This window comes from Xanthomonas pisi DSM 18956, assembly GCF_001010415.1.
Taxonomy (GTDB): domain Bacteria; phylum Pseudomonadota; class Gammaproteobacteria; order Xanthomonadales; family Xanthomonadaceae; genus Xanthomonas; species Xanthomonas pisi.
Map to the genome: position 1 here is coordinate 1 of NZ_JPLE01000058.1, position 15,474 is coordinate 15,474.

A 15,474-nucleotide genomic window follows, 5' to 3' on the forward strand; every position below is an offset into this window, starting at 1 on the left:
CTCATCCGCCCCTGCGGGGCACCTTCTCCCGCCAGCGGGAGAAGGACATTCGGTGCGGAAAGATGCCGCGCGAGCGAGAGAAGCGCACGCGAGAGACGCGCGAGCGAGAGACGCACGAGCGAGAGATGCGCACGCATGAGCGGATATCACGTCCTTCTCCCGCTCCGCGGGAGAAGGTGCCCGAAGGGCGGATGAGGGGCCGTCTCGCTCTTCATTTCGCAGCCGCTGCCTCCTGCGGCTCCGGCGGAGCACCAGCCAGCGTGGCGGCCAGATCGCGCACCTGTAGCGCCGATTGCAACTGCGCCAGCGCCGCCTTGCTGCTCACATGCACGGTCAGCGGCTCGCCCGGTAGCAGGTCAAAGGCGTTGTCGGACAGCGTGGCATCCACATCGCCGAACGACAGCCACACCTCGCGCGCCAGCGTGTCGCTACGCAAGGTCAGCGCATAGCCATCGCCATCGGCGCGCCACTGACTGTCGATCTTGGCAGCCGGCAACGCCAGCTGCTTGGCCGGCGCGAAGAACACCACCTCGCGCGAGAGCAGCTTCTCGCCATCGAACAACTCGAACACCGCGTAGCTGCGTTTCGGATCGGCGCGGCCCAGCAGTTGCTTGTCGCTGAAGTTGCCCACCTGCAGGCTGCTGAGCGGTTTGACGGTGGCCTTTTCCTCGCGCTTGCTCAGCAACTTGCCGTCCATGCCCATCACCCGCATGCGCCAGCGGGCCGCCAGCGGAGTGGTGCGGTCGGAGACGAGCGACACCTCGGTCTGGCCCTTGTCGTTGCGCAATGCGGCGATCATCTCCGGCGCATAGAAGCGGCGCGCATGGTACTGCAGCGCCTTCCAGCGGCCGTAGTAGTCCACGCTGGACCACGACGCGCCCGGCCATACATCGTTGAGTTGCCAGTACAGCGAGCCCATCGACTGCGGACGCGAGGCGCGCAGGTGCGAGGCGGCCAGGTTGATGCCTTCGGCCTGCATCAGCTGGCTCAGGTATACGAAGCTCTCGAAGTCCTTGGGCTCGCCGAACTCGCGGCGGATGTACAGCATCAGCCGCTTGTTGCCGTTGCCCTTGTCGAACTTCTGGTGTGCACGCATCACCGGCGATTCCGGATCCATGTCGGCCGCATCGGCAAAGACGCGCACGGTGCGCATGTCTGGGAACGACTGCAGCCCGTACTCGGACATGAAGCGCGGGGTGACGTTGAGGTATTCGGTCACCGGCAGCGCGGGGCCGCCCCAGACCTTCCAGTAGTGCATGTCGCCATCGTTTGTCTGGTCGGCGGCGCCATCGAAGTCGGTACCGGGCGAGGTGGCCCAGTACGGCACGTCGCTGTCGTAAGTGGCCACCACTTCGCGGAACACGGTGCCGAACAGGGTGGTCATGCCGCGTTCGACGCGGGTGCGTTCTTCCGGGTCCAGCGATTGCTTGAACTTGACCCGGTCGCCCCAGTTTTCCCAGCCGGTCTGCACCTCGTTATTGCCGCACCACAACACGATGCTGGGGTGATCGCGCAGACGCTTGACCTGTTCGATCGCCTCCTGCCGCGTGTTCTCGCGGAACTCCACGTCGTACGGAGGCACCGCACCACCGAACATGAAATCCTGCCAGATCATGATGCCCAGCTCGTCGGCCACCTCGTAGAAGTGGTCGTCCTGGTAATGCCCGCCGCCCCACATGCGCAGCATGTTCATGTTGGCGTCGCGCGCATCCTGCAAGGTGCTGCGCATGCGCTCGGCAGTGACGCGCGAGGGGAACGCATCCAGCGGGATCAGGTTGGCGCCCTTGGCGAAGATCGGGATGCCGTTGATCACGATCTCCATGCTCTTGCCCCATTTGTCCTTTTCTCGGCGCAGCTCCACCGAGCGCAGGCCGGTGACGCGCTTGATCTGCTGGCTGTCGCCATCGGCATCGCGCACGCTGGCCACGAAGGTGTAGCGGTCCTGCGCGCCGTAGCCGGCCGGGAACCAGCGCTTGGGCTTGGCGATGCGCACCGGCACATCGATGCGGTTCTGGCCCGGGTCGATCACCGCATCCTGGGTGAACTGGCCGACGTTTTGCCCATCCGGGCCAATCACATCCAGCGTCACCTGCACCGGCCCGCTGCGGCCGGCCTGCAGCTCCAGCTGCGCCTGCAAGTGCGCGCTGTCGGCGTCCACGCGTTGCTGGGCGATATGCAAGCCGTCCACGCGCACCGCGTCCCACGCTTCCACGCGCACATCCTTCCAGATGCCGGCATTGACCATGCGCGGGCCCCAGTCCCAGCCGTAGCTATACGGCGCCTTGCGCACGTAGGTGGAGCTGTGGCGCCCGTCCGGCTCGTCGCCGAACGCCGAATCGTAGGCGCCCGGCAGCGCATACGGCTGCTTGGCCAGCCACGGCTGGATCTTCTTGATCGGCGAGAAGAAGGTGATTTCCAGCACGTTGTCGCCACGCTTGAGCAGCGATTTGGCGTCCACGCGCCACTGCCGGAACATGTTGTCGGCACTGAGCAGCTTCTTGCCGTTGAGGGTGACCTCGGCCAGCGTGTCCAGGCCATCGAACACCAGTTCCACGTGCTCGCGCTTGAGCGTGGCCGCATCCACGCTGAAACGGGTCTGGTACTGCCAATCGCTCAGGCCCGCCCACTGGATCTTGCCCTCGTTGTCGCGCAGGAACGGGTCCGGCACCACCTTGGCGGCGATCAGGTCGGTCTGCACCACGCCCGGCACCTGCGCCGGCATCCAGCCGGCCGCCTTGGGATAGCTCTTGGCCTGTTCCTGCCCCGGCACCAGGCGCACCTGCCAGCCGCTGTCCAGGTTCACTGCCGTAGGCGGTGCCGCCCAGGCCTGCGAGAGTGCAAAGCTCAGGGCAAGCCCGAGACGGGCTGGCGTGAGCAGGGACAGTGCGGGGGCAGTGCGGTGCGACAGAGGCATGGGTAACTCTCCTTGGAGGGGTCAGCGCGTGGCGGCGGGGGGCGCCTGCGCGGTGGTTTCAATCAGTTGGACGGCGCCGATGGCATACAGCGGGCCGCGAATCGGCGCGGTGAAGCGCAGGCAGAGATCATGGATGCCGGTGCGTGCAGGCAGCGGGGTCTCCAGGGTGAACTGTTCGCCCAGGGCGTCGCTCCTGGGGAGTTGCACGCTGGCGATCAGCTCGCCATCGCAGCCCTGGCGCACTTCCAGTTCGCCGCCACGGGTCTTGGCCGGGTACTGCACCACCTTGGATTGCTCGTGCGCCAGGCCGAAGTTGTTGGGCAGGCGCACGGCCTCGATCCGGATCGCGCCGACGCCATCCAGCCGTGCCTGCGGATACAGCCGGCAGGCATGGAACAGGTCGACGTTGTAGACCGGCGTCGCGGCGCCGGTCATTTCCGGCAGCAAGGGCAGGCGCAGGCCGAGCGCACCTTGTTGGACGCAGTCGCGCAGGCCTTGCGTGTCCACGCGCAACAGCGAGGCGCGGTCGAAGGTGCGGCTGCGCGTGGCGGCCAGCGGCACGCCGTCGGCGGTGAATGCGGTGGCCTTGACCGTGGTCGGCAGGCTGAGCGCAAACGGCGCCTCATAGCGCGGCGATGCCGGGGTGGGGTCGCTGCCGTCGACGGTGTAATGCAGTGCGCCTGCGCCGGTCTGCGTGCTCAACGTCACCTTGGCCGGGCCGCCGGCGAGCACCGGGTTGGGGCCGTTTTCCAGGGCGATATCGGCGGCGAATGCGCCGTCGCTGTAGGCGATGTCCAGCGCCTTGTAGCGCTGCAGCTGTGCCGGCATGCGCGCCAGAAAGCTGTCCCAGTTGCGTGCCGTCTGCGGCGACCAAGTCACTTCCGCAACCGCAGACAGACGCGGGAACAGCGCGTGATCCACATGCCAGCGCGAGGGGATGTATTCGGACCACAACGCGCCTTGTGCGCCCAGCACGTGCCGGGCCTGTTCTGCACTGAGCCCGGCCGGCAACGGGTCGAATGCGTAGACCTTGGACAGCGGCAACACCGTCAGGCGACCGTTGGGCTCGTCGCTGCGTGTGGTCTGCAGGTTGTCCAGATACAGCCAGTCGCCCGGTGCCAGCACCACATCGTGGCCCTGCCTGGCTGCGGTCACTGCACCTTCGACGCCGCGCCACGACATCACCGATGCGCTGGCCGGCACGCCGCCTTCAAGAATCTCGTCCCAGCCGATCATGCGCCGGCCGTGTTTGGTGAGGTAGGTCGCAAGCTGCTCGTTGAACCAGCCTTGCATGGCATGGGCATCCTTGACGCCCAGCTTGCGCATCTGCGCGCGAACGGCCGGCGAGGCTTCCCATTGATCCTTGACCGCCTCATCGCCGCCGATGTGGATGTAGGTCGACGGAAACAACGTCAGCACTTCATCCAGCACATTGGTAATGAACGTCAGGCTGCGTTCGCTGGTGTTGAACAGGTACGGGTTGACGCCCCAGTCCACACCCACCTGCGTGCGCTGGCCGGGCACGCCGACTTCTTCCGGATACGCGGCCACCGCGGCCTGCGCATGCCCGGGCATGTCCAGTTCGGGCAGCACGGTGATATGCAGGCGCGCCGCATACGCGACGATCTCGCTGATCTGCTCCTGCGTGTAAAAGCCACCGTAGCGCTCCGGCGTGCCGTGTCTGCCCGCACCCGGCGGGGTGCGCCAGGCACCGACCTCGGTGAGTTTGGGGTAACGCTTGATTTCGATGCGCCAGCCCTGGTCGTCGGTGAGGTGCCAATGCAGCACATTGAGCTTGTGCACGGCCATCGCGTCCAGCACATGCTTGACGGTGGCGACGTCATGGAAGTGGCGGGCCACATCCAGGTGCTGACCCCGCCAGCCAAAGCGCGGCCAGTCACGGATGCTGACGCCGGGCACCGCTACCTCGCCCTTGCGCGCATCCGGGGTCATCAATTGCCAGGCGCTGACCGCGCCATAGAACAGGCCGGCGCCATCGCGTGCGGCGATGCGCATGCCTTTGGCATCCACATCCAGGCTGTAGCCTTCTTTCTGCGTCACCACTGCCTGCGCGTTGCGTTCCAGGCGGATGCTGGCCGGCGAGGGCGTGGCTTCTGCACGCACCTCCAGCGCAAGCCCGCGCGTGCGTTTGAGCAGGCCGGCAAGATGCTCGGCACTGCGACGCGCATCGGCGTCGCCTGCCACGATGGAGATCACCGTGCCGGTGCCGACGGTAAAACTGCCGGCGTGGCGCTTGGCCTCCACCGGTGCGGGAATCAGCGGAAGCGGGGCAGTTGCGGAGGGTGCCGTCGCGGTAGCACCCGAGTGGGCGGCTGCCGGTGCCGTGCCTGCGTCGCGTTTGCCGCAACCCGCCAGCACCAGTGCGGCCAACGACAATGCAAGCAACCGCGACGGTAACCGCATCGACACTGGTGTCATGGAGAACGGCATGTCCAACAGCAGCGCCCTCGACAACAACATGCGTGGCGTCAATCTGGTGTTGGAGATCATGCAATCACTTCCCGAGGTAGCGCAGAGCGTGTCGCTGCGCGGTTGCATGCGCGCAGCCAGGTGGAACAACACCATATCGCATCGACACCATCGCCCGGTCATGCCGACGATGGCGATACGCGACAGCCACGCACAGTAGCAAAGCCGCCGCAGCTCACACAGGCACTGGCGCACGCTTCATCGGCGTGCGCCAGGCAGGCAACGCGGTTCAGCGTTGCGCGGTCGGCAACTCGTCCCAGACCTTCGGGTCTTCGGCGCCCAGCACCCAGCAACTGAACCCTTCCAGGCCGTATTGCTTGGTCAACTCGTAGCGTGCCTTGAAGCTGCGCGCATCCGGGCGGAACACCCACTCGCGCATGTCGTCGCGGTAGAAGTAGAACCACGATTCCTGCTCGACCGGATCCCACTGCACGGTGGCGTTCTGTTCGATCGCCAGCGGGAAGGATTCGTCGGCATCGATGTAGGTTGCGGAGATGTTCGACGCCTCGGTGCCGTCTTCCTTGACCGGATTGCCGGTGAACCAGCGATAGCCGTAGGTGGCGATGCCCAGCGAGAGTTTTTCCTTCGGTACCTGGGTGATCGCGTAATCCAGGTGCTTCTTCATCCACACCATGCCATCCACCGGGCCGGGCGTGGTCCAGCGGGTGTGCTGGTCGTAGGTCATGATGCTGATCAGATCCGCGGCCTGGCCCAGCGCCTTGAGGTCGTAAGCGCCGCGCCAGTATTCCCACATCCACTTGGAGAACTGGCCGCCTTCGGCGTGACCTGGGGCATTGGGCACCACCGCCACCGACATCTTGAAGCCGGCCTTGTGCAATGCGTCGGCGGTCTGCTTGACCATCAAGGTGTAGGCGTCGCGATCGGTCCAGGCGATGTTCTCGAAATCGAACTGGAAGCCGTAGTACTTGTGCTGCTTGCCGTGGATCAGCAGCGATTCGATCATGCGCTTCTTGGCGGCTTCGTCGTGCATCAGCTTGTGGAAGCCGTCGCGGCCGGTGGTCATCGACAGGATCGGCATCACCCGCAGCTTCTTCTGCTTGGCGATGTCGTACAGATACATGTTGGGCGTGCCGTTGACCAGGCCGTTCTGATCCACGCCGTACCAGGTCGGCACCACCACATCGATCTTGTCGACGTTGGCGATGAACGAGTTGGTCGATTTCTGCGTGTTCATCAGATAGAACAACGCCGTGGGGTTCTTGGCCAGGGCCGGGACGCAGGCAAACGCCAGCGCAAGCAACATCCAGGTCAATCGTTTGCTCATGGAAGACAACATCCGTCAGGGAGTAGGGGAAGAAAGATCGATGCGGAACACGTACGCGCTCTCGCCGACCGGCTTTACGGGAAGGCGCAGATGCAGGCCATCGTTGCGCTGTTCGAACGGGATCTTCTTGCCGTTGGCCAGCAGGGTCACACCGCGCACGCCATCGGCGGCCTTGAGCGAGCGGATCACCGCCTCGCCATCGGTCGGCCAGCCGAGCTCGATCGCGTACAGCGCGCCATCGCGGGTGGTGAAGCGGAAATCCTCGGCCGTATACGGCTTGGTCTTGACGTCCTGGAAGGTGCCGCCCACCACTTCGGTCGGGCCTTCGCCATACACGCGCCACGGCTTGCTGTCGTAGATCGCGCTACCGTTGGTCTTGAGCCACTTGCCGATCGCCAGCAGGATGCCGCGCTCGGTATCCGGGATCGAGCCATCGGCACGCGGGCCGATGTTGAGCATCAGGTTGCCGTTCTTGGCCACCACGTCGGCCAGCATGTGGATGATGAAGGTCGGCGACTTGTAGGTGTCGTTTTCGATGTAGCCCCACGAGGCATTGCTGACCGAGGTATCGGTCTGCCAATGGGTGGGATGGATGCCGGTGAGCTGGCCGCGTTCGATATCCAGCGTGCCGGCCCCTTCCGGGAACGCACCGAGCTTGTAGTTCACCACCACGCCGCGATCGGCTTGAGTGCGTGCCGCGCCCTGGTTGTAGTAGTAGGCCAGCATGGTCGGCAGGCTGCGACGGAAAGTCGGGTGCGCGATCCACCAATCGAAATAGATCAGGTCCGGCTGATAGGTGTCGATCAATTCGGTAGTGCGGGCCAGCCAGTCGTCCAGCCATGCCTGCGACACCGGCGTCCAGTCGTTGGCGACGTCGGCATCGTCCTTGCCGGGCAGGCGCACCTGCGCCGGGCCGTACAGCGCCGCATAGCGCGGGTCGTTGACGTCCGAATCGAAGGTGCGCCCGCCATCGAAGAACCAGTTGTGTTCGGCACGGTGCGACGACAGCCCGAAGTGCAGGCCCTGCGCACGGATAGCGGTGGACAGCTCACCCAGCAGGTCGCGCCTGGGCCCCATCTTCATCGCGGTCCAGTCGGACAGCTTGGAGTCGTAGAGCGCAAAGCCGTCATGGTGTTCGGCCACCGGCACCACATAGCGTGCGCCCGCTTCGCGGAACAGCTTGGCCCAGCCATTGGGGTCGAACTTGGGTGCGGTGAACTTGGGAATCAGGTCCTTGTAGCCGGAGCTCGCCTGCGGGCCATAGGTGGCCACGTGATGGGCGAATTCCTTGGAGCCTTGCCGATACATGTTGCGCGAATACCACTCGCTGCCGAACGCCGGCACCGAGAACACGCCCCAATGGATGAAGATGCCGAACTTGGCGTTGTCGTACCACGCCGGCGATTGATAGGCCTTGAGTGCAGCCCAGTCGGGGCGGAACGGACCCTTGCGTGCGCCGGCTTCGGCTTCGCGCACCAGGCGCTCGCGTTCGGGGGCGTACTTGGCAGTGGCGTCGAGCCACTGCTGGTCGATGACCTCGGGGCTGAGCGTGGTGGCGGTCGCCGCGGTGGGCGATTGCGCGCTGAGCGTGGCAGCAGGCAAGGCGAGCAGCAGACCGAGCGCGAGCATTCGCGTTCTGGGTGCAGCTCCGGCGTGGCGGCGGGATGGAGCCGCAAGGCGGCTATCGGTCGTCATGGGAACTGCACTCCTTCAAGCAAGACATGTCGGTTGCAGCGCAGCCGGCACGTGGATGGCAAAAGCGGGCCTGGCCATGCTCCCTCAACCGCGAAGGGGCGTGGCCAGTACCACTCCTTGGTACAACATCGAGCGGTGCGCTGCATGCAACGCACCGCGCAAAAAAAGCGCGCCACCGTGGAGGGTCGGTGGCGCGCCGGTGCTACATCAGAACTTGAAGTTCAGCTGGGCTTGATAGCCGCGGCCGTTCTTGTAGAACGCCGTTGGCGCGGCCCGCGTGTTGCTGAAGAGGCGGTACGTGGAATCCAGCAGGTTGGTGGCGCCGAAGGTGATGCCCATGTAGTCGGTGATCTGATACGAGGCGGTCAGGTCCAGCTGCTTGTAGCTGTCGGCAAAGTCCTGCGACGACAGGCGACCGATCTGGGTGAAGTACTTTGAGCGGTAGCTGTAGTTGACGCGCACCATCCAGTCGCCATGTTCCCAGTACGGGATGATGTTGTAGGTATCGCGCGACAGGTACGGCAGGTTCAGTCCCGAGCTCGAATCGGATTCGGCAAAGGTGTAGTTCGCCTGTACGCCGAAGCCCAGGCCCAGCGACTGCTGGTAATTGACCGCAACGCCCTTGACCTTCGCATCGGACACGTTGACCGGCGTGGTTACCTGGTAGATGCCGGCCACCGCAGGCGGCGCCGGGTTGAGCTGCTGGCTGACCGTGGTGTTGACGATGTAGGAACTGATGTCGCGATAGAACACTTCGCCCGACAGCATGCTGGACGGAGCGAAGTACCACTCGGCCGCCACGTCGTAGTTGGTCGATTCGTACGGCTTCAGGTCCGGGTTGCCGCCATTGGCGGTCAGGTTGCCGTTACCGCTGTTGATGGTGAACGAGCCGGCCAGATCGGCATAGCGCGGACGGGCGATGACCTTGGCTGCCGAGAAGCGCAGCACGGCATCGTCGGTGATGTCGTAGGCGATGTTGAAGCTGGGCAGCGCCTTGCGGTAGTCGTTGGTTTCGGCAACGCGATTGAAGGTCGCGCCACCGTCCTGGCTCTGCCAGAACTCCGACTTGTCGGTGGTGTCGATCAGACGGACGCCGACGTTGCCGCGCCACTGCCCCGACTCGAAGTTCAACTGGGTATAGACGTTCTGGGTGATTTCCTTGACGTCAAACGAGGAGCCGAAGTCGGTCCGGTACGGACCCTGCGGCTGACCGAGCAGATAGCGGCGCACCGTCTCCAGATTGGCGGTCGGCCAGGTGGTTAGGTCGCCGCTGGCGCCCAGCCCGTCGTACAGGCCACTCGGCGTGGTGCCCGGGTTGAACTGCGTCAGCGAAACCGGGTCGGTGGTGTTGATGCGGTTACCACGTGCTTCCACGCCATTGTTGTGGTTGATGTACTTGTAACCGAACAGCAACTTGGTGAACGGCCCCCACGCCAAGTCACGCGCGGCATCCCACTGGAAATACTTTTCTTCGTCCTTGCTCTTCTGATAGAAGATGCCGCCGGCCTGCATGGCGCTGGAATCCTGCGAACCGGCCGGCAGACCTGCCGGCGAACCCGGCAGCGTCCAGTTGGAGGCACCGCCGTTGTCGTAATTCACTGCGGTGTTCTGACCGTCGAAGGCATAGTTGTAACCGCCGTCGGTCATCAGGAACTTCATCAGGTATTCGGGATTCTTGCCGCCGGTGGCCTTGGTGTCGCCGACCTGGGTGGTGAAGACCCACTTCTCGCCGGACCAGTCGTGACGCAGGTTCAGGCTCTTGGTGGTGACGGTGCTTTCGCGGTAGTTGGCATCCAACTGCGCGTACGGCTGGCCGGCGGCGCCATCGCTGACGGTGGCCGAGGTGACGATGCCGTTCTGCACGTTCGCCTGGGTGATCTTCTGCATGTCGTTGTTGCAGGCCGGGCAGACATAGCGCGACTGACTGAAGTTGTTGTACTTGCCCTTGATGTACAGACCGGTGAGGTTGAACTCGTTCTGGTCGTTGGGCTTCCACTGCAACGCGCCCTGCACGCCGCTGCGCTCGCGGGTCTGCTGGAAGAATGCGCTGTTGATGCCGGCTGGCACGCGGGCGGTCGCAACGTTGCTGCTGTCGCCGGTGATGGTGGCAGTCGGGGGGATGTTGGCGCCGGTGGTGTAGCCGAAGTATTCGATACCGGCGCGCGCCAGGTCCTGCTTGTCGTGCGTGGCGGAGATCAACGCGCCGAAGGTTTCGTCGTCGTTCTTCCAGCTCCACAGCGCCGAGCCGCGCGGATTGCCTTCTTCCGAACGGTCGTTGTAGTTGTAGCCGACCGAGCCGCGGATGGTGTTCTTGGGCAGGTCCAGCGGCTTGCGGGTGTGCACGATCACGGTGCCGCCGATCGAGCCTTCGTCGATGCGCGCTTCAGGGGTCTTGTAGACCTCCATCAGGCCGATGATTTCCGGCGACAGCAGTGTGTAGTTGAAGGTACGGCCGCTGGTGTCGGTCGGGTTGCCGCCCCAGTCGCCCGAGGCGATGGTCTGGCCATTGAGCAGGACGCGGTTCAACGCCGGGTCGGTACCGTTGATGCTGACCTTCTCGCCTTCGCCGAACTGGCGGTCGACGCTGATGCCCGGCAGGTGCGACAGCGATTCGGCCGCATTGATGTCCGGGAACTTGCCGATGTCTTCGGCGCTGATCGCATCGACGATGGAGTTGGCCGAGCGCTTGACCGCCTGGCTCTTCTCCAGCGACGCGCGGTAGCCGGTGACGGTGATCGTGTCCAACTCGGTGGTGGCAGATGGCGTGGTGCCAGCGGCGGCTTGTTGTTCTTGTCCGGCAGCCATTGCAGAGCCGGAGCAGTACAGAGCGGCGGTGATACAGAGTGCTAACGTCGTGGTGCGGCTGTGCATGGCTAAACCTCGTTGGTTAGTGCTGTGAGCGCGTCGCCGTCAAAGGCGTCACGCGCTCGGCGTGGCCGGCAAAACAACACGCCCTGACCGATCGCGGTGATCGCACTCCTGGGTTCCGCACTGGAAACAGGTGGCGTCGATTCGCGTGGTAGAGGAGGTGTCCCCCGTGTGGTGAAGCGGTGAAGCGAATGCGACATCGGCGAGTCGAACGTCGGATGACGCGCCACTCGCGAATCTGGGGTGACAGGCGAGGGAAGCGCCGTTCTTCAAGTACCGAACAGTTCCCGCCCCTCCTGCCAGAACCTCGATTCGGATCGAGTCTCGCGTAGCGCTGACAGCGTTGTCAACACATCGTCACAGATCTCTGATGTGGCTGCGATTGCGCTGCAATGCAGCATTTTCTGCGACGTAATCCCGCAAGTGGCTGAGCGCTTGCGCACACATGGAGCCGTGCCCCTGGTGCGCAATTGGCGCTTTCAATGGCTAAGCGGCGTTCCAGTCGTGTACGCTCGGTTTTTGTGCGGAAATCTCCGTGATGCGTGCGGATTTTTCGTGGATGATGGGTGGTGCGGGAGATCGCGCTGATCGTGGCCGCCACAGTTGCGTTACACGGCAATTACTGACAACGTTGTCTACCCACTGCCGTTCGTCGGACAGCGGGACATGACGCCAGCCCGCTGCCACTTATCAGGAGAATGCGTGAGCGCAAGCAGCCCAATGGACGCGGTGGCCTTTCCGCGCCCCGACACCTTCGTTGCCGCAGACGTGGGAGGGACGCATGTGCGCCTTGCGCTGGTCTGCGCAAGCACCGATGCGCGCAAGCCGGTCACGGTGCTGGACTATCGCAAGTATCGCTGCGCCGATTACCCGGGACTGGCCGAGATCATGTCCGCGTTCTTTGCAGAGCTGGGATGCGCGCCTGTGCGGCGCGGTGTGATCGCCAGTGCCGGTTATGCGCTGGAAGACGGCAGCGTGATCACGGCGAACCTGCCGTGGGTATTGGCGCCGGAACAGATTCGTCGCCAGCTCGGCATGCAGGCATTGCATTTGGTCAACGATTTCGAAGCGGTCGCCTACGCAGCCAATTACATGACCGGCAATCAGGTCATGCAGCTGTCCGGTCCCGCCCAGGGCGCACCCGGCCCGGCGCTGGTCCTCGGTCCCGGAACCGGACTGGGCGCGGCGGTGTGGATTCCCAATGGCGCCACTCCGATGGTGTTGCCGACCGAGGCCGGCCATGCCGCGCTCGCCGCTGCCAGCGATCTGGAAGTGGCCCTGCTGCAGGAGCTGCGCCGCACGCGCACCCACGTGGGCACCGAAACCTTGTTGTCCGGCCCGGGCCTGTTGAATCTCTACACCGCCTTGGCCGCGCTGCGTGGCGAGACGGCCGTGCATCAGGGCCCGGCCGATGTCACCGCCGCCGCATTGGCCGGCAACGACGCGCTCGCGCGCGATGCGCTGCAGGCGTTCTGCGGGTTCATGGGCAGCGTGGTCGGAGACATGATGCTGCTTTATGGCATCCGCAGTGGCGTCTATCTGGCCGGCGGATTCTTGCCGCAGATCGCCGGGTTCATCGCCGCCAGCGACTTCGCCGCCCGCCTGCTCGACAAGGGCACGCTGCGGCCCGCGCTGGAACAGGTGCCGGTCAGCATCGTCGAACACGGCCAGCTCGGCGTGATCGGCGCGGCCAGCTGGTTTCTGCAACACGGCCGCTGACGCGCGCTACACCGTAGGAGCGCACCTGGGCGCGACTTGGCGTTACCGATGATGCCTCTCGCGCCCAGGTGCGCTCCTACGCGTGGGCCTGGAATTTTGCGTATCTGCGGTCATTCCAGTGTCGCTGTGCCAGACCGATCGTCAATCGCATCGCCGCCTCCCGTAGGAGCGCACCCCCGGGTGCGACGGGGTATTACCGGTGACGCTTCTCGCGCCCAGGTGCGCCCCTACTCGGGTTGCTGGCCACGACAATCGTCCGGTCTCACGACGCAGTGCATTGGCCGTACTGCGCGTCAGCGACCGCGATGTCCTGCGGCTCGCCGAACCTACAGATCCCCGAACCGCGCCTGCAATGCCGCAATGGCCGCCAGTCCGGCGGTTTCGGTGCGCAGGATGCGTGGACCCAATTGCAGGCCGGTGAAACCGGCATCGGCCAACGTGGCGCGGTCGCGTGGCGACCAACCGCCTTCCGGCCCGATCGCCACGATGAGTCCCTGGTCGATATTCGCACTCAGCGTGGACAGGCGATGCTCGCCCTGCGGGTCCAGGGTCAGCCGTCGCGCCTGCGGGTCGCTGGCCTGCGCCGCCTCTTGCAAGCCCAGCGGCGTTGCGACGGTCGGCACGCGTGCGCGGCCGGATTGTTCGCAGGCCGAGACAACGACACTGCGCCAATGCGCGAGGCGTTTTTCCATGCGCGCCGCATCGAGCTTGACCTCGGTACGTTCGGCGTTGACCGGCACGATGGCCGCAACCCCCAGCTCGGTGGCCTTCTGCAGGATCAGATCCATTTTTTCGCCGCGCGCGATGCCCTGCAGCAGCGTGACGCGCAAGGGCGATTCGTTGGACAGCGCTTGCGCACGCTCGACCAGTGCGCGTGCCTCGCGCTTGCCGGCCACGGTGATGCGCGCGTGGTAGTCGCTGCCATCGCCGTTGAACAGGATGCAGGCATCGCCCTCGCGCAGGCGCAGCACGCGCAGCAGATGATTGGCGGACTCTTCGGGCAGGGTCACTTCCTGGTCGCAGTGCAGCGGCAACGCGACATGGGAGCGGGTCAGGCGCATGCGACGGCCTCCTCGATGGCGTGACGGGTGGTCGCGGCAAGCAAGGCCAGCTGCGCGTCGTCCACGCAGTAAGGGGGCATCCAGTACAGCACGTCGCCCAGCGGGCGCAGCACGACGCCGCGTTCCAGCGCCGCGCGATACGCCTTCAACCCGACCCGTGCCGCGGCAGGGAAGGGCGTGCGCTTGTCGCCGCCCTGGGTCAGTTCGAAGGCCACGATCATGCCGGCCTGGCGCACGTCCGCCACTGCGCTGTGCTCGCCGATCTGCGCAGCGAAGGCGCTCATGCGCCCGGCGGTGTCCTGGTTGCGCGCAATCACGTCGTCGTCTGCGAAGATCTGCAACGTCGCCAATGCCGCCGCGCACGCCAGGGGGTTGCCGGTGTAGCTATGCGAATGCAGAAACGCGCGCTCGCGCGAATCGTCCAGAAACGCGTCGTACAACTGCTGCGTGGCCAGCACCGCCGAGAGCGGCAGGAAGCCGCCGGTCAATCCCTTGGACAGGCACAACAGATCGGGCATCACGCCGGCCTGTTCGCACGCGAACAGCGTGCCGGTGCGTCCGAAGCCGGTGGCGATCTCGTCGGCGATCAGGAACGCGCCATGCGCGTCGCACAGTTCGCGCGCACGCCGCAGATACGCCGGGTGGTACATGCGCATGCCGCCGGCGCACTGCACGCGCGGTTCCAGGATCAATGCGCAGATTTCGCCGGGCGATTGTTCGAACAGTGCCTGCAGCGCATCGGCCGCCTGCAGCGCATAGTCTTCCGCGCTCTGGCCCGGCTCGGCCAGGTAGGCATCGGGCGAGGGCGCAAAGATCGACTCCAGCAGCAATGGCGCATACACGCGCCGATACAGCGGGATGTCGCCGACCGACAACGCGCCGATGGTCTCGCCGTGGTAGCCGTTTTCCAGTGCGATGAAGCGCGTGCGGCGGTGCTCGCCGCGGTTGTGGAAATAATGGAAGGCCATCTTCAAGGCCACTTCGACGCCGGCCGAGCCGTTGTCGGCATAGAACACCTTGGCCAGCGGCGCGCGGTCGGGCTGGCGCGGCGCGATCGCCAGCAGGCGCTCGGCCAGTTGCACTGCCGGCGCATGCGTGAAGCCGGCCAGCATCACCTGCTCCAGGGTGCCGGCCTGCTGCGCGATGGCTGCGCCGATGCGCGGCTCGGCATGGCCGAACAGGTTGGTCCACCAGCTGCTCACCGCGTCCAGATAGCGACGGCCGTCGTGACCGATCAGCCACGCACCCTGGCCAGCGGCGATGGGGACCAGCGGAAGCGTGTGCGGATGCTCGCGCATCTGCGTGCACGGGTGCCAGAGCACGGCAAGATCGCGTTGCCGCCAATGTTCGGCAGCTTCGGAGGCTGCAGGGTCTGCTAGGATTTCGGGCTCATGAACATGTCGATGCATCTGCCTATTCTATCGGTCCGCTCCGCGGCTGCG

Annotated in this window: 8 protein-coding genes; 1 reads left to right on the top strand and 7 read right to left on the bottom strand. The window is 65.1% G+C overall.

Features of this window, described 5'->3' with window-relative positions; translation table 11 throughout:
* Positions 1-211 precede the first annotated feature (211 nt).
* The 5 genes from Y887_RS20690 to Y887_RS13555 all read right to left on the bottom strand — a co-directional run bounded on the left by Y887_RS20690 (position 212) and on the right by Y887_RS13555 (position 11,255).
* Positions 212-2,914, bottom strand: a complete 2,703-nt coding sequence (locus Y887_RS20690) for a beta-mannosidase (protein WP_046964831.1) — start codon at positions 2,912-2,914, stop codon at positions 212-214.
* A gap of 21 nt (positions 2,915-2,935) precedes the next feature.
* Positions 2,936-5,365, bottom strand: a complete 2,430-nt coding sequence (locus Y887_RS13540) for a family 20 glycosylhydrolase (RefSeq protein WP_046964876.1) — start codon at positions 5,363-5,365, stop codon at positions 2,936-2,938.
* Between the two features lie 268 nt (positions 5,366-5,633).
* Positions 5,634-6,701 carry a glycosyl hydrolase family 18 protein gene (locus Y887_RS13545; protein ID WP_046964832.1) on the bottom strand — a complete coding sequence of 356 codons (1,068 nt, stop codon included), beginning with the start codon at positions 6,699-6,701 and terminating at the stop codon, positions 5,634-5,636.
* 3 nt (positions 6,702-6,704) lie between these two features.
* Positions 6,705-8,384: an alpha-L-fucosidase gene (locus tag Y887_RS13550; RefSeq protein WP_046964833.1), complete on the bottom strand. Its 1,680-nt coding sequence runs from the start codon at positions 8,382-8,384 to the stop codon at positions 6,705-6,707.
* Positions 8,385-8,591: 207 nt separating this feature from the next.
* Positions 8,592-11,255: a TonB-dependent receptor gene (locus Y887_RS13555; protein WP_046964834.1), complete on the bottom strand. Its 2,664-nt coding sequence runs from the start codon at positions 11,253-11,255 to the stop codon at positions 8,592-8,594.
* A gap of 717 nt (positions 11,256-11,972) precedes the next feature.
* Between Y887_RS13555 and Y887_RS13560 the strand changes: the two genes are divergently transcribed.
* Complete coding sequence (locus Y887_RS13560; protein ID WP_181113184.1) at positions 11,973-12,971, top strand: glucokinase family protein; 999 nt, start codon at positions 11,973-11,975, stop codon at positions 12,969-12,971.
* Positions 12,972-13,297: 326 nt separating this feature from the next.
* Here Y887_RS13560 and Y887_RS13565 read toward each other — a convergent pair whose 3' ends face one another.
* On the bottom strand, positions 13,298-14,032 hold the full coding sequence (locus tag Y887_RS13565) for a 16S rRNA (uracil(1498)-N(3))-methyltransferase (protein WP_046964836.1): 735 nt from the start codon (positions 14,030-14,032) through the stop codon (positions 13,298-13,300).
* On the bottom strand, positions 14,023-15,441 hold the full coding sequence (gene bioA, locus Y887_RS13570; RefSeq protein WP_046964837.1) for an adenosylmethionine--8-amino-7-oxononanoate transaminase: 1,419 nt from the start codon (positions 15,439-15,441) through the stop codon (positions 14,023-14,025). The genes Y887_RS13565 and bioA overlap by 10 nt, the downstream gene beginning before the upstream one ends.
* Positions 15,442-15,474: the final 33 nt, after the last annotated feature.